This window comes from Kaistella rhinocerotis (genome assembly GCF_030243905.1).
Lineage (GTDB): Bacteria > Bacteroidota > Bacteroidia > Flavobacteriales > Weeksellaceae > Kaistella > Kaistella rhinocerotis.
In genome coordinates, this window is sequence record NZ_JASSYY010000002.1 from 242,763 (window position 1) to 260,601 (window position 17,839).

General features: G+C 43.6%; 16 protein-coding genes. 2 read left to right on the plus strand and 14 right to left on the minus strand.

Annotated elements, in window-relative coordinates; all coding sequences use genetic code 11:
- Positions 1–3: 3 nt before the first annotated feature.
- From ribH to QEP06_RS06360, 10 genes are all read right to left on the minus strand, one after another.
- On the minus strand, positions 4–519 hold the full coding sequence (gene ribH, locus QEP06_RS06315; RefSeq protein ID WP_285269555.1) for a 6,7-dimethyl-8-ribityllumazine synthase: 516 nt from the start codon (positions 517–519) through the stop codon (positions 4–6).
- A 13-nt stretch (positions 520–532) separates the two neighbouring features.
- On the minus strand, positions 533–1,243 hold the full coding sequence (locus QEP06_RS06320) for a YfgM family protein (RefSeq protein ID WP_285269556.1): 711 nt from the start codon (positions 1,241–1,243) through the stop codon (positions 533–535).
- Positions 1,244–1,366: 123 nt separating this feature from the next.
- Positions 1,367–1,903: an adenine phosphoribosyltransferase gene (locus tag QEP06_RS06325; protein ID WP_285269557.1), complete on the minus strand. Its 537-nt coding sequence runs from the start codon at positions 1,901–1,903 to the stop codon at positions 1,367–1,369.
- 1 nt (position 1,904) lies between these two features.
- On the minus strand, positions 1,905–3,059 hold the full coding sequence (locus QEP06_RS06330; RefSeq protein WP_285269558.1) for a hypothetical protein: 1,155 nt from the start codon (positions 3,057–3,059) through the stop codon (positions 1,905–1,907).
- A gap of 78 nt (positions 3,060–3,137) precedes the next feature.
- Complete coding sequence (locus tag QEP06_RS06335; RefSeq protein ID WP_285269559.1) at positions 3,138–4,469, minus strand: quinol:cytochrome C oxidoreductase; 1,332 nt, start codon at positions 4,467–4,469, stop codon at positions 3,138–3,140.
- Positions 4,470–4,480: 11 nt separating this feature from the next.
- Positions 4,481–5,251: a c-type cytochrome gene (locus QEP06_RS06340; RefSeq protein WP_285269560.1), complete on the minus strand. Its 771-nt coding sequence runs from the start codon at positions 5,249–5,251 to the stop codon at positions 4,481–4,483.
- A gap of 50 nt (positions 5,252–5,301) precedes the next feature.
- A complete protein-coding gene (locus tag QEP06_RS06345) occupies positions 5,302–5,823 on the minus strand; it encodes a DUF3341 domain-containing protein (RefSeq protein WP_285269561.1) in 522 nt (173 codons plus the stop codon).
- The gene (nrfD, locus tag QEP06_RS06350) at positions 5,810–7,210 is read right to left on the minus strand and encodes an NrfD/PsrC family molybdoenzyme membrane anchor subunit (RefSeq protein ID WP_251832696.1); all 1,401 of its coding nucleotides are present in this window, start codon (positions 7,208–7,210) and stop codon (positions 5,810–5,812) included. The genes QEP06_RS06345 and nrfD overlap by 14 nt, the downstream gene beginning before the upstream one ends.
- 19 nt (positions 7,211–7,229) lie before the next feature.
- Entirely contained in the window at positions 7,230–10,325 is a 3,096-nt protein-coding gene (locus QEP06_RS06355) for a TAT-variant-translocated molybdopterin oxidoreductase (protein WP_285269562.1), read from the minus strand.
- Positions 10,326–10,346: 21 nt separating this feature from the next.
- A complete protein-coding gene (locus QEP06_RS06360) occupies positions 10,347–11,708 on the minus strand; it encodes a c-type cytochrome (protein WP_285269563.1) in 1,362 nt (453 codons plus the stop codon).
- 184 nt (positions 11,709–11,892) lie between these two features.
- Between QEP06_RS06360 and QEP06_RS06365 the strand changes: the two genes are divergently transcribed.
- Positions 11,893–12,414 (plus strand): SPOR domain-containing protein, encoded by a 522-nt coding sequence (locus QEP06_RS06365; RefSeq protein WP_285269564.1) that lies wholly within the window; start codon positions 11,893–11,895, stop codon positions 12,412–12,414.
- A gap of 60 nt (positions 12,415–12,474) precedes the next feature.
- Here QEP06_RS06365 and QEP06_RS06370 read toward each other — a convergent pair whose 3' ends face one another.
- Both QEP06_RS06370 and QEP06_RS06375 read right to left on the minus strand, forming a co-directional pair.
- Positions 12,475–13,161, minus strand: coding sequence for a response regulator transcription factor (locus QEP06_RS06370; RefSeq protein WP_251832692.1), 687 nt, complete (start codon positions 13,159–13,161; stop codon positions 12,475–12,477).
- Positions 13,162–13,204: 43 nt separating this feature from the next.
- Positions 13,205–14,752: a sensor histidine kinase gene (locus QEP06_RS06375; RefSeq protein ID WP_285269565.1), complete on the minus strand. Its 1,548-nt coding sequence runs from the start codon at positions 14,750–14,752 to the stop codon at positions 13,205–13,207.
- A gap of 186 nt (positions 14,753–14,938) precedes the next feature.
- Between QEP06_RS06375 and QEP06_RS06380 the strand changes: the two genes are divergently transcribed.
- Complete coding sequence (locus QEP06_RS06380) at positions 14,939–15,442, plus strand: SRPBCC family protein (RefSeq protein ID WP_285269566.1); 504 nt, start codon at positions 14,939–14,941, stop codon at positions 15,440–15,442.
- Here the strand turns inward: QEP06_RS06380 and QEP06_RS06385 are convergent.
- Entirely contained in the window at positions 15,396–15,770 is a 375-nt protein-coding gene (locus tag QEP06_RS06385; protein ID WP_285269567.1) for a hypothetical protein, read from the minus strand. The two genes, QEP06_RS06380 and QEP06_RS06385, sit on opposite strands and share 47 nt — an antisense overlap.
- Positions 15,760–17,814, minus strand: a complete 2,055-nt coding sequence (locus tag QEP06_RS06390; protein ID WP_285269568.1) for a S9 family peptidase — start codon at positions 17,812–17,814, stop codon at positions 15,760–15,762. The genes QEP06_RS06385 and QEP06_RS06390 overlap by 11 nt, the downstream gene beginning before the upstream one ends.
- Between the last annotated feature and the right edge of the window lie 25 nt (positions 17,815–17,839).

Sequence of the window (17,839 nt, forward strand, 5' to 3'; positions counted from 1 at the left end):
TTTTTAACTGACAAATCCGATGTGACCGGACGTACCCGAAAGTTTTCTTTTAAAATCAATCATCTGCAGTGCAGTAACAGCCGCCTCTACCCCTTTGTTACCAAGATCGCCGCCGCTCCGCGCCACAGATTGCTCTTTTGTATCATCGGTCAGCACACAAAAGATCGTCGGGACATCCGTAAGGATGTTGCAGTCTTTGATGCCCTGCGCCACCGCCGAACACACAAAATCGAAATGCGGCGTTTCTCCGCGAATTACGCAGCCAATAGAAATCACCGCGTCAAAGGTGTTTTCTTTGCAAAGCTGCATCGACGCATAGCTGAGTTCGAATGCGCCGGGAACTTTAAAAACATTGATATTCTGCGCCGGCACACCTTCCTGCTGAAGGATTTGTAGAGCGGCATCACGCAGGTTGTGGGTTACAAAATCATTCCACTCCGAAACAACAATGCCAATTCTGAAAGAACCGGCATCATCAATTTGTAATGGTTTGTAATCGGAAAGATTTACCGTGGCCATTGTTTCATTTTTATTAGTAATATTTCACCATTTCGATATACGCATCAGACATGCCGTTATCGTAATCCTGGTACTTTTCGTCAATCGCTGAGAAATATTTCTTTGCTTCGCTGTTTTTCTTCAAAGCTAAAGCTACGATACCCGCTTTGCGTGTAAAATAATAGGTAGTGTAAGGATCATCCGATGCCGAAGTGGCTTTATCCAGAAGGCTTAATGCGTCTTCATTCTTATTTAAATTCAGTTGAGCATCAGCCATTGCACCGAATTTCAATGCCATCAGCACATCATTTTTCGATGAAAATTTATCGAGCAGATCGTAAGCTTCCTGGTATTTTCCTTCTTTAAATTTAAGCAAGCCGGCGTTGTAAGCAGAAAGCTTCCCAACGTGCGTGTCCGAGAAATCTTTGTAAGTACCCAAATAGCCAGGATTTGCAGCGGTTTTTCCACCCAAAGCCAGATCCTGCTTACCATCGGCAAGGTTTTTCTGCGCTGCCAGATAGCTTAAAGTAGCTTCCTCATTTCTTGGTTCTACATAAAACTGCTCATAGGCAAAATAGCCAAGCACTGCTGCTACAAGGAATACGAAGACCACAGCGAGTTTTTTCGCATGTTTCTCAATGAATCTTTCTGTATCCAGTGCACCTCTGTCCAGATCTTTGAAGACTTCTACGGTTTCTTTACCTTCAAGTTCTTTCTTATCGGTATGCGTTGTATGTTTTGCCATAATAGTTTTAAAAATTGAAGTGCAAATTTAGCGGTTTTCGCAGGATATACAAAATATTGGTTTAAAAAACATTCTGTCTGAAAATCTGCGCGGTTTATTTAAATTATTTTAATGATATCTGAATTAATATTCGATGACGCTGAAAATTTCGGCATTGAAATCTTTAAGCCGGTTTTCACCCTGGAGATCTTTCAAAGCGATCAAAAAGCTGAACTGTGAGACCGTAGCGCCCTGCTTTTCTACAAGTTTTGCGGCGGCTTCAGTGGTTCCGCCAGTCGCGAGCAAGTCATCGTGAATCAATATGCGCTGTCCGGCTTTGATTTGTCCGGTACGCATCTCTATTTCGGCTGAGCCATATTCAAGATCATAACTTTCGGCTACGAATGGCGGCGGTAGCTTGCCGGCTTTACGGATCAGTACAAACGGAACCTTCAGCGCGACAGCGATAGCAATTCCAAAAAGGTAACCACGACTTTCGATTCCGCAGACCGCATCAATCTTACCGCGGCTGAAATTCACAAATTCGCCGATTATATCTTCGTACAGGTCGGGATTTAAGAATATTGGCGTAATGTCTTTAAACAGAATACCCTCTTTTGGAAAGTCCGGAATGGACTCAATGGTTTCTTCTAAACGTTTTACCAGTTGCGGCTCACTCATCTCAGTTGATTTTGTAACTAGAAATCTTCCATTCTCCATTGACATTCTTTAAGCCGAATGTCACTTGCAGCGCTGTGGTTTTACCGCTTTTATCAGTCACATCATACGTGGCATCCACGCTTGCACTGCCGGCGGCAGTATTGGTAGTACTGATATTTTTTACGTTAATACTTTTTACCGCACCAAAACCTGACGTAGGATTAGAGAAACTTTCGTACGATCCCCACGCCGGATTATCGGCAGTATCATAGGCACCCCTAAGATTTTGTGAGCTCAGGCTGTTCAGAAATTTTGTCACACTGGCTTTCGGATCCGCCGTTGGCGCCGCGGGCGAAGTGTCTGTACCGGTTGGCACATCTGTTCCGTCAGTTGTAGGATCAGTTGTAGTTGGCAATTGCGTATCTACAGGAGTTCCTGCCGGCATCAGCAGTGCTTTCTGGTTGACGGGAACACCAATTTTAGACATTTTGAAAGTTTTCTTCGCCGTTTTAGCGGACACTGTGATGTCTATCTTGCCGTCCGTAATTTTACCAACTGGCAAGGATGCAAACCTTAAACTGAAACCTTTGAAATTATTGTCGGTCATCAGGTTTTTCGCAGTCAGAATTCTTGTTCCGGCGCTGAAGACCTCCATTGTAACCTCAAGAGCCGCACCGGAGAACGTTATCGCGTTTCCGCGGTTGTCTAGAAGCCTTGGCACGATCTGCAGTGATTTAGGACCTAAAATACTGTCCTGTGCTGTTGGCATGACCGTAAGGCCGAGCGAACTGGCTGAAATATCGTTTGGATCTGATTCTTTTGCCTCTTCCTCGCCAAAAATATTCATTTCACCTAAAGACGGCGGACCTGTGCTGCTCCAATCGATACCGTTTCGCTGCGCAACCTGATCTGCAAGAGCGAATATCTGTGGAACCTTCATTCCGTTGATAAGCTTTCCCAACGCATTCAATTCGTTTACATCCCCTTCCGCTTCTACGCCGAAAGTCTTGAGAATGTAAAGTGCTTCGTTGAATTTGACCTGCTGCAGGGTATTCAGGCTGCTGGCCATGTCATTAATACTCGACTGAAAAGACCGTGTGGTGGATGCATCCACCGAATCTTTTTTACAGGCAACCATTAAAAATGAAAATATAACCAGGAAAAGTAATCGTTTCATAAACGCGTGATTTATACAAAATTAAAAAAAATCCCGACATAAGCCGGGATATATTGAGTTGCGTATTAGCGCACTAACTTAGAATGGATATTCGTAAATCTTTGATTCTTTCACGAATGGGTTGCCTTCCGGTATCAGTTTCAGTTTTGAAAGGGCCGTAAGTACAACGAATACAAACAATCCTACCCCAAGCAGTACCGAACCAAGGTTGAGAAGCAAGACCTCCGGAGTTCTCCAGAACGGACCTACTGTTCCCGGCATCACCATGTTAAAGTAATCTAGCCAGTGACCTACGAGAACGATAACAGCGACAGTTGTCACAACCGTATAGTTTCTCTTGATGCTTGAACTTACCAAAACCAACAATGGAATAAGGAAGTTTAGGATAAGCATCGGAAGGAAAGTTGGCGAGTAATATTTAAATCTGCCAAAGAAGTAATTCACTTCCTCCGGAATGTTTGCATACCAGTATAACATGAACTGACAGAACCAGGTATATGTCCAAAGCATGCTGCTCGCGAAAAGGTAAACCCCTAAATCGTGCAGGTGATTATCATTGAACTGAGGTAAAACACCTTTTTTCTTTAAATAAACACTGATAAGAATGATTGCGGCAATCGCGGAAGCAAGACAGCTTACCATTGCATACCAAATATACATCGTAGAATACCAGTGCGGATCGATAGACATCAACCAATCCCAAGCCCAGGCAGCAGATGCGAACCCGAAGAATGCGATGTAACCAACACTCCAGTTATAGTAGCTGGCGTATACTTTACGGTCTTTGGTCTCATCTACGCGCTTAGACAAACTTTTCAGTTTCCAGGCGAAGAATGAAGCACCAAGAACATAAATTAAAGTACGGACAGCATAGAACGGAATATTTAGGAAGGTTTGTTTTTCGTACAGAATCGGATCGAAATGTGGATCTCCAGGCGTGGTGAGCTCCGGATCCATCCAGTGGAAGAGGTGCCCGAAATGGGTCACGTTCAGCACCATTAAAATAATTAGGATAGCACCCGCCCAAGGAATGAAAGAAGCGATAGCCTCCATCACTCTGAGGATGATTATAGACCAACCAGCGTGTGCCGCGTTCTGAATACAGTAAAAGAAAAGTGCGCAGCAGCTGAGTGCAAAAAGGAACACGGCTACAATATGGATAGCAGCCAATGGCTGGTTGCCCACCTGAAGTTTAGCATGATCCAGATGTGCCTGATGGTCTTGCGGACCCACAAGCTCGCTGGAATGCGTAGGTGCATGGTTGCCGCCTGCGTGCACAGCTTCCATCATGTGTTCTATACGTGTATCATCAATTCCTTTGTTCAGGAAATAACCCGCACCAAAAAGCACTAATCCAAGCGCGATGAATATGAACGAATATAATCTCAATTTAGGTGAAAAACTATACATTGTAAATCTTTTTATTTTTTAGGATTTGTGGATGCATTTCCTGCGCCTTGCTGCGCGGTAGGTGCTGGTGATCCGGCTCCGGGAGCAGGTGTTTCCGTAAGTGCCGCGGCAGCGCCCGGTGTAGAGGTCGTAGTACCTGCTACTGCTGGAGATGCTGATGCTAAGCCACCTTTAAACTCGTTCATTACATACATTGCAACTCTCCACTGGTCGCCAGGCTTTAGTTGACCTGCATAAGAACCCATAGCGTTTCGGCCATGTTTGATCACATATTGTACGGACGCTACCGTAAGTTCACGGTCCTTATAATTTGGAACACCGCTGTAAGCTCCACTTGCTACGATAGGTCCCTGACCGTCACCACCAGTTCCGTGGCAAGCCGCACAAGCCTGATTGAAGAGTACTTTTCCGCGCTCTATATCTTTCTGCTGGTTTCCGGCCTGTAATGGCGAGGTAGTAATCTGTTTCGAAGCATCGTAGCCGGCATTATACATATCCACTGTCATACCCGAATTGGCTGCAGGTGATACTACTCCGTCAGCATTCTGAGCAACCGTTCCGTCAACCGGACGAAGACCTGTTGCACCACCGTTCTTTACGAACGCGGGATTTTGGTTTTCGCGGTCAGTATAAGCGTCATCAGCTTTCATCAATGGGTCATAAGCTACCGGGAAATACATATCCGGGAAGTATACCAATGGTGGATTTTCCTTGCTGCAAGAGCTAAGTGCCATGGCTGCAAATCCTACGATCGCTGTAATTTTAAATATATTCTTTGTCATGTTCGGACAATTTTATTTTTTTTAAATAATGATACCTGGCAGGCAATCACTTACACATCCTTCATGGTGATTTCTTCAACGCCGGTGTCAACAAGGATTTGCTTTACTGCTTCTACGTTATCACTTACCAGCTCAATCATGAACTTGTCATCCGTTGTTCTTGGGTCCGGGTTCTGTGGCGGACAGCCAGGATACATCTTATTACGGAACAGGAAGGTAAGCGACATAAGGTGAGCCGCGCAGAAAACCATCAGTTCAAACATCGGTACTACGAATGCCGGCATATTTTCTGCCCATGAAAATGCAGGTTTACCCCCAATATTCATTGGCCAGTCATGGTTCATCGTGTAATAAGTGACCAAAGCACCGATCGTAACACCATAAACAGCATAGATAAAGGCAGCATCAGAAATTCTTGTTTTCTTAAGGCCTAAAGCTTTATCAAGACCGTGCACCGGGAAAGGTGTATAAACCTCGCCAATCGCGATACCCTTGTCATTGAAGGCACGTACTCCATTCAGCAGATCATCATCGTCTGCATAGATGCCAAATATTTTTTTAGTGGTGCTCATCTTCTTCTTCTTTTGCTTTATAAGTTTCACCAGAAATCTTCAGAATCGTCTTCAGTTCGGCCTGTGCAATTACCGGGAAGGTCCTTGCATAAAGTAGGAACAGCACGCCAAAGAAACCGATTGTTCCAAGATATACACCTACATCAATGATGGAAGGTTTAAACATCGTCCACGAAGACGGCAGGTAATCTCTTGAAATGTTGATTACGATAATATCAAATCTTTCGAACCACATCCCGATGTTGATTATCAAAGCGATAATGAACGTTGCGATAATGTTTGTTCGCACTTTCTTAAACCAGAACGCAGCAGGAACCACAAGGTTACAGATAATCAGCGCCCAGAATGCCCACCAGTAAGGTCCTGTAGCAGCACCTGGTGAAAGGTATGTGAAATCTTCATAACGTGAACCGGAATACCAAGCGATGAAATATTCAGCAGCATAAGCTACGGTCACCATACCACCAGTTACGATGATTACGATGTTCATGATCTCGATATGGTACATAGTGATATAATCTTCAAGATGCGCAACTTTTCTAGCCACAAGGAGAAGCGTCTGTACCATCGCAAATCCGGAGAAGATTGCGCCTGCAACGAAGTACGGAGGATAAATAGTAGAGTGCCATCCTTTAATCACCGAAGTGGCAAAGTCAAAAGATACCGTGGTATGTACCGAGAATACAAGTGGTGTCGCAAGACCTGCAAGTACGAGGGATAATTCCTCAAACCGCTGCCAGTGTTTTGCTTTACCGCCCCATCCAAATGAAAGGAAAGTGTAGATTCTCTTGGTCCAAGGCGTTTTCGCACGGTCACGGATCATCGCAAAGTCAGGGATAAGACCCATGAACCAGAATACTGTGGAAACCGAGAAATAGGTAGAAATCGCGAATACGTCCCAAAGAAGTGGTGAGTTGAAGTTCGTCCAAAGTGAACCGAACTGGTTTGGTAATGGAAATACCCAATAACCTACCCAAACTCTACCCATGTGTATCACCGGGAAGATAGCCGCCTGCACTACCGCGAAGATTGTCATCGCTTCGGCAGAACGGTTTACGGACATTCTCCAACGCTGACGGAAGAGTAATAGTACTGCGGAAATAAGTGTTCCGGCGTGACCAATACCTACCCACCAAACGAAGTTAGTAATATCCCAACCCCAGTTATTGGTTCGGTTCAGACCCCACGCACCGATACCGGTACCGATGGTATAAGCAATGCAGCCAAATCCGTAGATGAACAGCACCAGCGCAATCCAAAAAGAAATCCACCAAAGTTTTCCGGCTCTTTCTTCGATAGGTCTTGCGATATCTTCTGTAATATCGTGATAAGTCTTATGACCAATAATTAAAGGTTCCCTTATCGGAGCTTCGTAATGTCCTGACATTTTTTACCTATTTATTATTTTAAACATTTTGTTCTTTTCTGTTTCTCACCTTCGTGTGGTAGAAAACATTTGGTTTGGTACCGATCTCTTCAAGAAGCGTATATCTTCTGTCAGACTTGAACAGTGAACGGATGTTTGAATCCTTGTCATTCATATCACCAAACTTAAGTGCTCCGGTAGAACAGGCATTCACACATGCAGTTGTAAACTCACCGTCTTTCACTCTGCGACCTTCTTTCTTAGCTTCAAGAATAGTTTTCTGAGTCATCTGGATACAAAGTGAGCATTTCTCCATCACACCACGCGTTCTGGTTACCACGTCAGGATTCAGTACCATTCTTCCTAAATCATTATTCTGATTAAAATCAAATTTATCATTCAGGTTATAAGTGAACCAGTTGAAACGACGCACTTTATAAGGACAGTTGTTCGCGCAGTATCTGGTACCGATACATCTGTTATACGCCATTTGGTTCTGGCCCTGCTTACCGTGAGAGGTTGCAGCTACCGGACAAACAGTTTCACATGGTGCATGGTTACAGTGCTGGCACATTACCGGCTGGAAGATCACATCCGGATTGTCCGCCGGGTGATTCAAAATTCCGCTTTCCTTGTCAAGGAAATGTCCATACATTCCAGGTACATTGAGGTCGGCAGAGATCGCTTCTTCTTGAGAAAGTTTGCGGTCTTTGTTCGTATCGTAATCTGCAGGAACATCTGTTGAATAGTAACGGTCAATTCTCAACCAGTACATATCACGCGACATTCGGATCTCTTCCTTACCTACTACAGGCACGTTGTTTTCCGCCTGACAAGCGATGATACACGCGCCACAACCTGTACATGAGTTCAGGTCAACTGACATATTGAAGTGTGGCCCGTCAGTTTCATCGAATGAATCCCAAAGGTCAATTTTTCCGGAAGGAAGTGCACCTCCGATTGTGTGATATTCCAAAGGCTTGTTCCAGCCTAATTTTTCGTCGTCAAATTTTACATTGAGGAAAGTGTCAAGAGAAACTTCTCTCGCAATTTCATAACGGCCCATCAGGGTATTTTGGAGCTGCATACCTGCAAACTCATGCATTCCGCTAACTTTCTCAAGCTTTACATTAGAAAGCGCATAGTTTGATCCGTCAAAAAGTGGGAAAGCATTCACACCTGTCTCGGCAACTTTACCCGTGTCTTTTTTACCATAACCTAAGGCAAGACCTACGGAACCTTCTGCCTGACCAGGCTGAATGAATACCGGAACATCTTTCACAGTAACACCGTTCACAGTCACGTTCACGATAGAACCATTAAGCTGCATACGAGCATTGAGGTCGTTGTCAAGACCAAGACGTTCTGCATCTTTAGGTGAAACTGTCAGGTAATTATCCCATGAAAGTCTGGTGATTGGATCCGGAAGTTCCTGAAGCCAAGGGTTGTTGGCCTGAGTTCCGTCGCCCATTGCTGTCTTTGTGTAAAGAACAAGTTCAAGGTCAGAAGCTTTCATATTACCAAGTTCTGCTGCGGCCTGTGCGGCATTTCCTCCGGCGTAAGCAAGGCCTGCAGTATTTCCGCCAGCCATTACACCATTATAAAGTGCGTTATTGAATGTTGCACCGCCAATCATTGTAGCCGCATTGGCTTTCAGATAGTCATAATAGTTATTTGCCGGATTGTTCTTACCGTTCATCCAAACCAAAAGTGATTCTTCAATCTGTCTTGATTTGTAGATTTTCTGAATCGTAGGCTGCATCAGCGTATAAACACCAGTTTGTGGTGCCATATCGCCCCAGGATTCCAACCAGTTTGCCACCGGAATCACAGCTTTCGCTGCTTTGTACATTTCGTTTTTCTTATCAGCTACGGCAATCACATGCGGAACGCGTGCCAGTGCTTTTCTGAAGTCTTCTGAACGGTTATTTGAGTACAGCGGATTCACGTTGTTCGCAATCAGTACACCTACCTGCCCAGTATTCATCCAGCTAACAAACTCCTGGAAACGTTTAGCATCAAATTCTTTAAGGAAATTTGCCTTACCCGTAAATGCGGTAGAACCCAGTTTTTGGTTGATCAAATGCGCCAACACATGCGCACCTTTAGAACCATCAGCGAAAACAACTGCGTTGCTTCCTTTTGCCTGAAGTTCTTTTACGATTTCGGCGGCTTCTTTGCTGGTAGTACCACCATTCAAACCGTTGTAAACCTCTACCAACACCTTGTTTACAGCGCTTGGTTTCAATTTGATACGGCTGTCGGCGTTAGCACCAGTGAGTGACATGTTAGATTCTATCTGAATGTGTCTTAGCATGTTTGGTCCCGGAACTCTAGCTGCAGCATAAGTGCCTTCCAGTGATCCACCGTTGTATTCTACGAGGAAATCTGCCTGGAAAGAAACCACCAACTGCGTTCTAGAAAGATCGTACACAGGCAGTGCACGCTGACCGAAAACTTCCTCAGCAGCATCCAGTGCGGATGTGCATGGAATGGCATCATAAGTTACAAGCTCGGCGGTTGGGTATTTGGTTTTAAAATCAGCGAAAAGCTTTTTGAATGTTGGCGAAGCGAAAGAATGCGACAGAACAACGATTCTGCGGCCATTGGTCTGTGCTTCGTTCAAACTTTTGATAACATAGTCATCTACTTTATCGAAAGTTTCGTCTTTGCCGTTCAGTTTTGGCTGTTTCACCTTATCATTGTCATAAAGTGAAAGCACGGCTGCCTGAGCGCGGGCATTGGTTTTACCCAGTTCACCTGCTGCAGGATTCGGCTCAATCTTGATAGGTCTTCCTTCTCTTGTTTTTACCAAAACACTCGCAAAATCAAACCCATCAAAATAAGTAGTTGCGTAATAGTTCGGAACCCCCGGAATGATCTCATGCGGTTTTACAACGTACGGAATGGTTTTGATAACCGGCGCCTCACAAGCTGCAAGCGTCACGGCTGCCGTAGAAAAACCTAAAAGCTTCAGGAAGTCTCTACGTGATGAGCCTGAGCCGCCACTTTTTGATCCTCCTAATAAGTCATTCACCGGAATTTCCTCCTGAAATTCTTTTTGAGCCAGCTTTGCCGTTAAACCTGGATCTTTCAGTTCCTGAATACTTCTGAATTGTATTTTATTTGAAGCCATTGATACTTCTAATTTTTGTTATTAATAATGACATTTACCACATTCAAGACCACCAATCGCATCCACAGTAATTTTGGTTTCATTACCGTACTGTTTTTTCAGTTTGTCATGCAGATTTTTGAAGTACTCTTTATTATAGGCGTTGTTCATATCCACTTCGGTTGTTCTGTGGCATTCAACACACCAACCCATCGTGAAATCGTTAGCCATACGTACAACGTTCATTGTATCTACCTGTCCGTGGCAAGCCTTACATACTACATCAATCTTAGCATTCGGATTTTTCTTGTTGTGTGAATTGATGATTGCCTGTTCACCGGCCACAACGTGCTGAGAGTGATCGAAATATACAAAATCAGGCATGTTGTGAATTCTCACCCATTCCACCGGCTGTGTTTTGCCCGTGTACTGCTGTTTTGCCGGATCCCAGCCAGTAGCAGCATAGATTTTCTGGATTTCTCCGTCGTAGAAAGCTTTGTCTTTACCTGGCTCCATATACTTACCGTTATACTCGGAAATTGTACGGTGACAGTTCATACAAACGTTCATTGAAGGTATTTCGGAAACCTTACCATACTTCGCAGAAGAGTGACAAAGCTGACAATCGATTTTGTTTTCACCTACGTGAATTTTGTGGGAGAAATAGATTGGTTGCTCAGGCTTGTAACCTTTATAGACACCAATCCACATCAGGGAATTCCAGATTCCGTATGCTGCTAAAATCCCAAGAACTGCAAGCACACCTTTACCTACATAGTGGTATTTACGGTATAGCTCACCCCATGAAACAGCGCGGTTAACCTGCTGCTCGGCAAGTTCATCGCTCTGCTGAAGCTTTACAAGCTGATTAAGTTTCACTAGAAGCCAAAGCAGCAAAGCGCCAATGGCAACCATCGAAATCAGGATGATCTTGGAGTTTTGAGACTCGGTTTTAGAGGCTTCCAAATCTGCGGCCGATGGCGCTGCAGTAGCTGCATCTGCTGGTGCAGCAGCTTCTGGCGCGGGTGGATTCGTTGTATACTCTAAAATATCGTCAATATCTGTATCCGATAGATTAGGGAAAGGCGTCATTTCCACCTTGTTGAACTTCTCGTAAACCTCTAGAGCGTACTTATCACCGGACTCACGAAGGGATTTGTTATCCTTGATCCACTTGTGCAGCCAGTCTGTATCCAGATTCTGTTCAGTTTTCAATCGGTCTACCACACCACCGAGCGCGGGCCCGATGAGCTGCTTATCCAACGCGTGACATGCCGTACAGTTTGCCTTAAAAAGCTTTTCACCGTTCTTGGCATCGCCCTGAGCGTAAACAGAAGCACTGGTCGCGAGCAATAAACCTATTGCGATAAGACCCTTCTTGTAATGCTTTCTCCAACTAATCATTTATATAATATTGGGTTAGTAAAATATTTGAGTTTACTTTTCAATTGGGCAAAAATAGCACTTTTAACAGAAAATTAACGGGCGCGGCCGCCTGCAAACACGGAAGCGAGGTAATTTGTAATAATTCTAAATAATAAAAATTGGTATAATTTTTAATTGTCCTATTTTTGTCTAAAATTAACGGATGAAACAATTTTTCAAAATAATCCCAATACTTCTGTTTTCGATTTCAAATGTCGCTCATGCGCAACTGGTTACGAAAAACGACACTATTTCCGGCACGCCACTTATTACGAGCATGGACAAAAATGTGGCTGCACTTCTTGAAAATCTGGAGGAAAAATGCGCAACAGGCATTCGGCGGACTGATGAAGATTCTCCTTCGCGACCTGTGCGAGTGGCTACTCCGGAAAAAGAACTTTCCAAAGCGGAAATTTGCCGCAGAAACCCACGAATCATGGGCTATAAGATTCAGCTTGCCGTGGTAAAAAGCAATGAGGAGGCCCGGGAAGTCGGGATGTTCTTCCGTCGTCGGTTCCCGAATATGAAAGTGGAAATCGATGCTTCGCTAAGACCAAATTACAAAGTGATGGCCGGCAGCTATCTCAGCAAGCAGAGCGCCGCGTCAGACCTCTCGAAGATAAAACCACATTTCAAGTCGGCGATAGCCGTGCAGTACCGCGTTTTCTGTGTAGAGGCCAAATAATAAACGAACAAAAGCAAAAAAGCTCCGGATTTTCCGGAGCTTTTTGTTTTTAGGAAGGTTTTAGTTTTTTACCAAAAGCCTGAAACCTTCGCCATGTACGTTGATGATCTCTAATCCCGGATCATCTTTAAGCAGCTTTCTAAGCTTTGCGATGTAAACATCCATACTTCTTGCGGTGAAATAATTCTCCTTTTTCCAGATTTTTCTCAAAGCTAAATCTCTAGGCATGAAGTCATTGCGGTGCAGACAAAGCAGTTTCAACAGCTCATTTTCCTTCGGCGAAAGTTTGTATTCATTGTCACCTACACGCAACTGTCTTAGCATTGAATCAAAGAAGATATTGCTGATCTTGAACTGTTCCTGTTCTTCATCCTCAGAAACGCTGCTGCGCTGAAGGATGGCTTTTATCTTATAGAGCAAAAGTTCTGTATCGAAAGGCTTCGTGATATAATCGTCAGCGCCCAGCTGGTAACCTTTCAGTATATCTTCTCGCATATTTCGTGCGGTGAGGAAAATGATAGGCGTATTCTTATCAATACGTTTTACATCTTCAGCAAGGCTGAAACCATCTTTTTTCGGCATCATCACATCAAAGATGCAGATATCGAATTCATTTTCGGTAAACTCTTTCAGTCCCTGTTCACCATCAGTGGCCAGTGTTACTTCAAAATTATTTATGGTAAGATAATCTTTCAAAACCGCGCCGAAACTCTGGTCATCTTCTACCAACAAAATCCTGTTGTTCATAATAATATTTGTTTTTTGTTCTTAAAAATTTAAAAATAAGCTTCTACACCACCGGCAGTTTGATGGTGAAGGTACTTCCTATACCTTTTTGAGACTCCACCAAAACTTGTCCTTTGTGCAGCTCAATGATCTTCTTTACATAAGAGAGACCGAGGCCCTGACCTTTCACATTGTGGATATTACCGGTCTCTTCACGGAAGAATTTTTCGAAGATCCGCGTTTTGTTACCCATATCCATCCCCATTCCCTGGTCTGAAATCTCTACCACGTACCAGTTTCCTTCGTTGCTGGTCTTCACTTTGATTTGCGGAGCGTCAGGAGAATATTTGTTTGCGTTATCCAAGAGGTTGATTAGCGCGTTCGAAAGGTGGAATTCATCTACTTTGAAAACATAACGCTCTGCACGGAGTTCCTGCGTGAGGGTTCCGTTGCGTTGTGCGACAATCAGACCAAAAGATTCTGAAAGTTCCTTTATTAACGCGCGCACATCTGTTTCTTTAAGGAAGAGATTTACTTCATTACGCTCAAGTTTAGACATATTCAGCACGTTTTCCACCTGCTTTTTCATCCGAAGGTTTTCCTGTTTGATTAGTCCTGAATAATATTTGACTTTTTCGGGATTTGTCGCAATCTTGTCATTAGCCAAAGAATCTGTAGCTACCGAAATGGTTGCCAGCGGCGTCTTGAACTCGTGCGACATGTTGTTGATGAAATCTGTCTTGACTTCCGCAATCTTCTTTTGGCGCATCATGTAATTGATCGAAATAATATAAATTCCGAGAATGGTAAGCAGCGACATGAAGGTTCCAAGCAACATCGGCAGGTTGTTCTTCGCCAGCGAATAATCTTTACGTGGGAAAACCAGTGCCAAGGTGTAAAGTGTGCGGTCTTTACTGTCGGTAAACAGTGGATAGGTATAGTTGCTCTTATCTTTCTGTTCCAAATAGGTATCGTTCACTATTTTGGTCATCGCGCTTCTCTTGTCGATCACTGCGAAACCAAATTTTGTGTTCAATCCGTTCAGCTTTAATTCTTTAGACAATACAGAATCAAGAATTGCAGCATTCACACGTCTTTCAACAGGCAGGTTGCTGGCATTCAGTTTGGCAAACTCGCGCAGCGCGTAGGTATTGTTATTGAAATCCCGGCTCATCTGCGCAGTCAGCGGTTCGGCCGCGTTTTCCTGGGTTTTTATCTTTAAAATTCCTTCGTCGGTGTAAAGTTTGGTCAGCAAAAGACTGTCACCAAGTGGCGAAATGGGAAAATTCTGGTTTTCTACAATGCTTTTCTGAAAGGTGATGGTTCGGCGGTTGGCAGAATCTGACGTTTGCTGAATATAAGTTTGGGTAGGGAGATTACTACTGTCTATGATGTTGTTGGCAAAATTCCGGTTGTCTATATTCAAATACTTCTCCACTTCTAACTGCTGCGTTTTGGTGGCCGCAGACTCCATCGCAGCATAGACTTTGTTCGAAAAGTCCTGGTTCAGTGCGGCGTAAAGTTCTTTGATCCAATATAGCTGCAGCGTGACGAACACTATCATAGAGATCGTCATCAGTACCGAAATGAATGGAATAAATCTGTTGTTCATCCTTAGCTTTTAATCTTCAAATGTTAAAATTAGTCATTTTAAGAATATATAAACGTCTAAATGATTAAAATAGTATGGAAAAATTCTTAAAACCAGTGTTTTTAACTATTTCCATTTAAATTAAAGATTAATGACATACCGATATCATTAACGATTATTCACCTAAATTTGTTTAAAAATAACATAATGACAAACGAATTGGTTTTTAACAGAGATTACGATGCGGCGCAGGTTTTTGTAATGAAGGTTTTTCCACAGGATGTGACGACCGTCTGGAAATTTTTCACGCGTGCAGAACTTTTGGATCAATGGTGGGCACCAAGACCCTGGAAATGTGAAACCTCAAATTTAGATTTCACTGAAGGCGGAAAATGGATCTATGCAATGGTAGGTCCGGAAGGAGAAAAGCATTTTGCCGGCGCCAACTACCACGAAATCAACTGGCACAGAAGTTTCGACTGGACAGATTACTTTATGGACCAAAACGGTGAGATCGATCACAATCTGCCGGAAGTGAAATGGCTTTTCGGGTTTACAGGCGTAGAAGAAGGCACAAAACTTACCATCAATATTCATTTTGCGGACTCATCTGAGATGACTCAGCTATTGGAAATGGGATTTGAGCAAGGTTTCACAGCCGGGCTTAATCAGCTTGAGGAACTTCTGAATCAAACAGATTCTCGTCAATAAAATACTGGATAATCGCTTTTTTCATCAGGATTTGCTGCTCGTTCGGTTTCAGTTCGGGCAGTTTTTCGAGTTCTGTAAAATGTGGGTAGCCATCATCGTCGTAGTGTGAGAATGCATAATACCCAAATGGTTGCAATAGCCTACACACCGCGATATGCAGAATATTCAGCTTATCATCTTTAGTATATTTCTGCTGACCGCTGCCAAGTTCCTGAACACCGATCAGGAAAAGTATCGTGTCGATCTGCGGATGCTTTTCAGTATCGAAATTTCGCTGGAAAAACGATTCTACCTCTGCCCAAAGTTCGCTGTCTGATTTATTTTCCATGAATTCTGTTTTCTAATTTGAGGATGAACGCATATTCCAGCGCATCTTCTTTAAGTGATTCAAATCTGCCGGAAGCCCCGCCGTGCCCCGCGCTCATATCGGTTTTTAAAAGGAGTAGATTGTCATCGGTCTTCATTTCACGCAGTTTGGCGGTCCATTTTGCAGGTTCCCAATACTGGACTTGAGAATCGTGCAAACCTGTCGTAATAAGCATATTCGGATAATCTGTCGCTTTGATGTTATCATACGGCGAGTAAGACTTCATATAATGGTAATATTCTTCCTCGTGCGGATTTCCCCATTCATCATATTCGCCCGTCGTAAGCGGAATGGAATCATCGAGCATCGTAGTGACCACATCCACAAACGGAACCTGCGCTACCACACCATTGAAAAGCTGAGGCTCTTCATTTACTACCGCACCTACAAGCAGACCGCCGGCGCTGCCACCCATTGCATAAAGATGTTTTTCGGAGGTGTAATTTTCTGAAATCAAAAATTTAGCAGCGTCTATGAAATCGTAGAATGTATTCTTTTTGCTTAGCATTTTGCCTTCCTCGTACCACTCGCGGCCAAGATATTCACCGCCGCGAACGTGCGCGATCGCGTAGGTAAATCCGCGGTCGAGCAAAGACAGCCTGACATTAGAAAAAGCCGCATCTACCGTGTGCCCATAACTTCCATAACCATAAAGCAATAGCGGTGTATCGGCTGATTTTTGTGTGGTTTTATGATACACGAGCGAAATCGGTATTTCGTTTTCACCATCGCGGGACGGCGCCCAAATCCTTTCCGAAATATAATTTTCCTTTGAAAAATTTCCGCCTAGTACTTCATGCACTTTCAATATTTCGGTGGTGCGGTTGCGCATATCATATTGCAGCACGGCATTCGGATGCGTCAATGAAGTATAGCCATATACCAGTTTTTCGGTCTTGAACTCTAAATTCAAGCCGATGTACGCCGTGTAGGTTGGTTCACTAAATTCAATGTAATGTGAATTTCCCGTTTCATTCTCGATGATCTTGATGTACAGCAAACCTTCGGTTCTCTCTTCCAGCACGAAAAAATCACGGAAAATCTCAAAACCTTCAAGTAACGTTTCCGGTCTGTGCGGCACGATATCTTCCCAAAACTCAATTCCGGGTTCAGAAACCTTGGTTTTTACTATTTTAAAATTGGTGGCATCATCGGCATTGGTAATGATGTAGAATTCATCTTTGTAATGTTCTACGGAATATTCCAAATCCTCCGTTCGCGGCTGTATGATCTGCCAGTCTGCAAAGACATCGCCGGACGGAATAAAACGCATCTCATCTGAAACCGAACTTGAACTGGAAATAAAAATATATTCTAAAGACTTCGTTTTGAATACATTGACATCGAACGTTTCATCTTCCTCATGAAAGATCAACACATCTTCGGCAGGATCCGTCCCAAGGCGGTGGCGGAAAACCTGGAACGCGCGCAGGCTTTCATCTTTCCGGATATAAAAAACATGTTCGTTATCATCGGCCCAAACAGCTTTTCCGGTAGTATTTTCGATTCTGTCTTCAAAATTCTCTCCGGTTTCCAAATTTTTGAAACAGATTGTATAGATTCGGCGGCCAAGGTCGTCGAAGGAATAGCTCATCAACCTGTTGTTGGGCGAAACTGCGAGACTTGCCACCTCCATATACTGCTGCCCGTTGGCTAAAACATTCACATCAAGCAAGATTTCTTCCTCGTTGTCGAGCGTTTGAAACTTTCGGCTGAAGATTGGATATTCTTTTCCAATCTCGTACCGTACGATATACCAGTATTCATTGAAAAAGTAAGGCAGACTTTGGTCATCTTCCTTATATCTTGCTTTCATCTCTTCAAAGAGAAGTTCCTGCAAATCCTCGGTATCGCGCATCTGGTAGTCACAGTACGCATTTTCTTCCTCAAGATATTTTATCACCTCCGCATTCTCGCGTTCATTAAGCCAGTAGTACGGGTCATTCCGCTCATGGCCATGGGTTGTGAGTATTTTATCTATTTTCTTTGCTTTTGGAGCATTCATCGTATGTAAATCTGGCAGTTGGTAT

Excerpts from the sequence above, each read along its gene's own strand:
- QEP06_RS06380 (WP_285269566.1), top strand. The coding sequence starts at position 14,939 with ATGACAAACGAATTGGTTTTTAACAGAGATTACGATGCGGCGCAGGTT.
- QEP06_RS06340 (WP_285269560.1), bottom strand. The coding sequence starts at position 5,251 with ATGACAAAGAATATATTTAAAATTACAGCGATCGTAGGATTTGCAGCC.
- nrfD (WP_251832696.1), bottom strand. The coding sequence starts at position 7,210 with ATGTCAGGACATTACGAAGCTCCGATAAGGGAACCTTTAATTATTGGT.
- QEP06_RS06375 (WP_285269565.1), bottom strand. The coding sequence starts at position 14,752 with ATGAACAACAGATTTATTCCATTCATTTCGGTACTGATGACGATCTCT.
- QEP06_RS06330 (WP_285269558.1), bottom strand. The coding sequence starts at position 3,059 with ATGAAACGATTACTTTTCCTGGTTATATTTTCATTTTTAATGGTTGCC.
- QEP06_RS06345 (WP_285269561.1), bottom strand. The coding sequence starts at position 5,823 with ATGAGCACCACTAAAAAAATATTTGGCATCTATGCAGACGATGATGAT.
- QEP06_RS06360 (WP_285269563.1), bottom strand. The coding sequence starts at position 11,708 with ATGATTAGTTGGAGAAAGCATTACAAGAAGGGTCTTATCGCAATAGGT.
- QEP06_RS06320 (WP_285269556.1), bottom strand. The coding sequence starts at position 1,243 with ATGGCAAAACATACAACGCATACCGATAAGAAAGAACTTGAAGGTAAA.
- QEP06_RS06385 (WP_285269567.1), bottom strand. The coding sequence starts at position 15,770 with ATGGAAAATAAATCAGACAGCGAACTTTGGGCAGAGGTAGAATCGTTT.
- QEP06_RS06370 (WP_251832692.1), bottom strand. The coding sequence starts at position 13,161 with ATGAACAACAGGATTTTGTTGGTAGAAGATGACCAGAGTTTCGGCGCG.
- QEP06_RS06390 (WP_285269568.1), bottom strand. The coding sequence starts at position 17,814 with ATGAATGCTCCAAAAGCAAAGAAAATAGATAAAATACTCACAACCCAT.
- ribH (WP_285269555.1), bottom strand. The coding sequence starts at position 519 with ATGGCCACGGTAAATCTTTCCGATTACAAACCATTACAAATTGATGAT.
- QEP06_RS06335 (WP_285269559.1), bottom strand. The coding sequence starts at position 4,469 with ATGTATAGTTTTTCACCTAAATTGAGATTATATTCGTTCATATTCATC.
- QEP06_RS06355 (WP_285269562.1), bottom strand. The coding sequence starts at position 10,325 with ATGGCTTCAAATAAAATACAATTCAGAAGTATTCAGGAACTGAAAGAT.
- QEP06_RS06325 (WP_285269557.1), bottom strand. The coding sequence starts at position 1,903 with ATGAGTGAGCCGCAACTGGTAAAACGTTTAGAAGAAACCATTGAGTCC.
- QEP06_RS06365 (WP_285269564.1), top strand. The coding sequence starts at position 11,893 with ATGAAACAATTTTTCAAAATAATCCCAATACTTCTGTTTTCGATTTCA.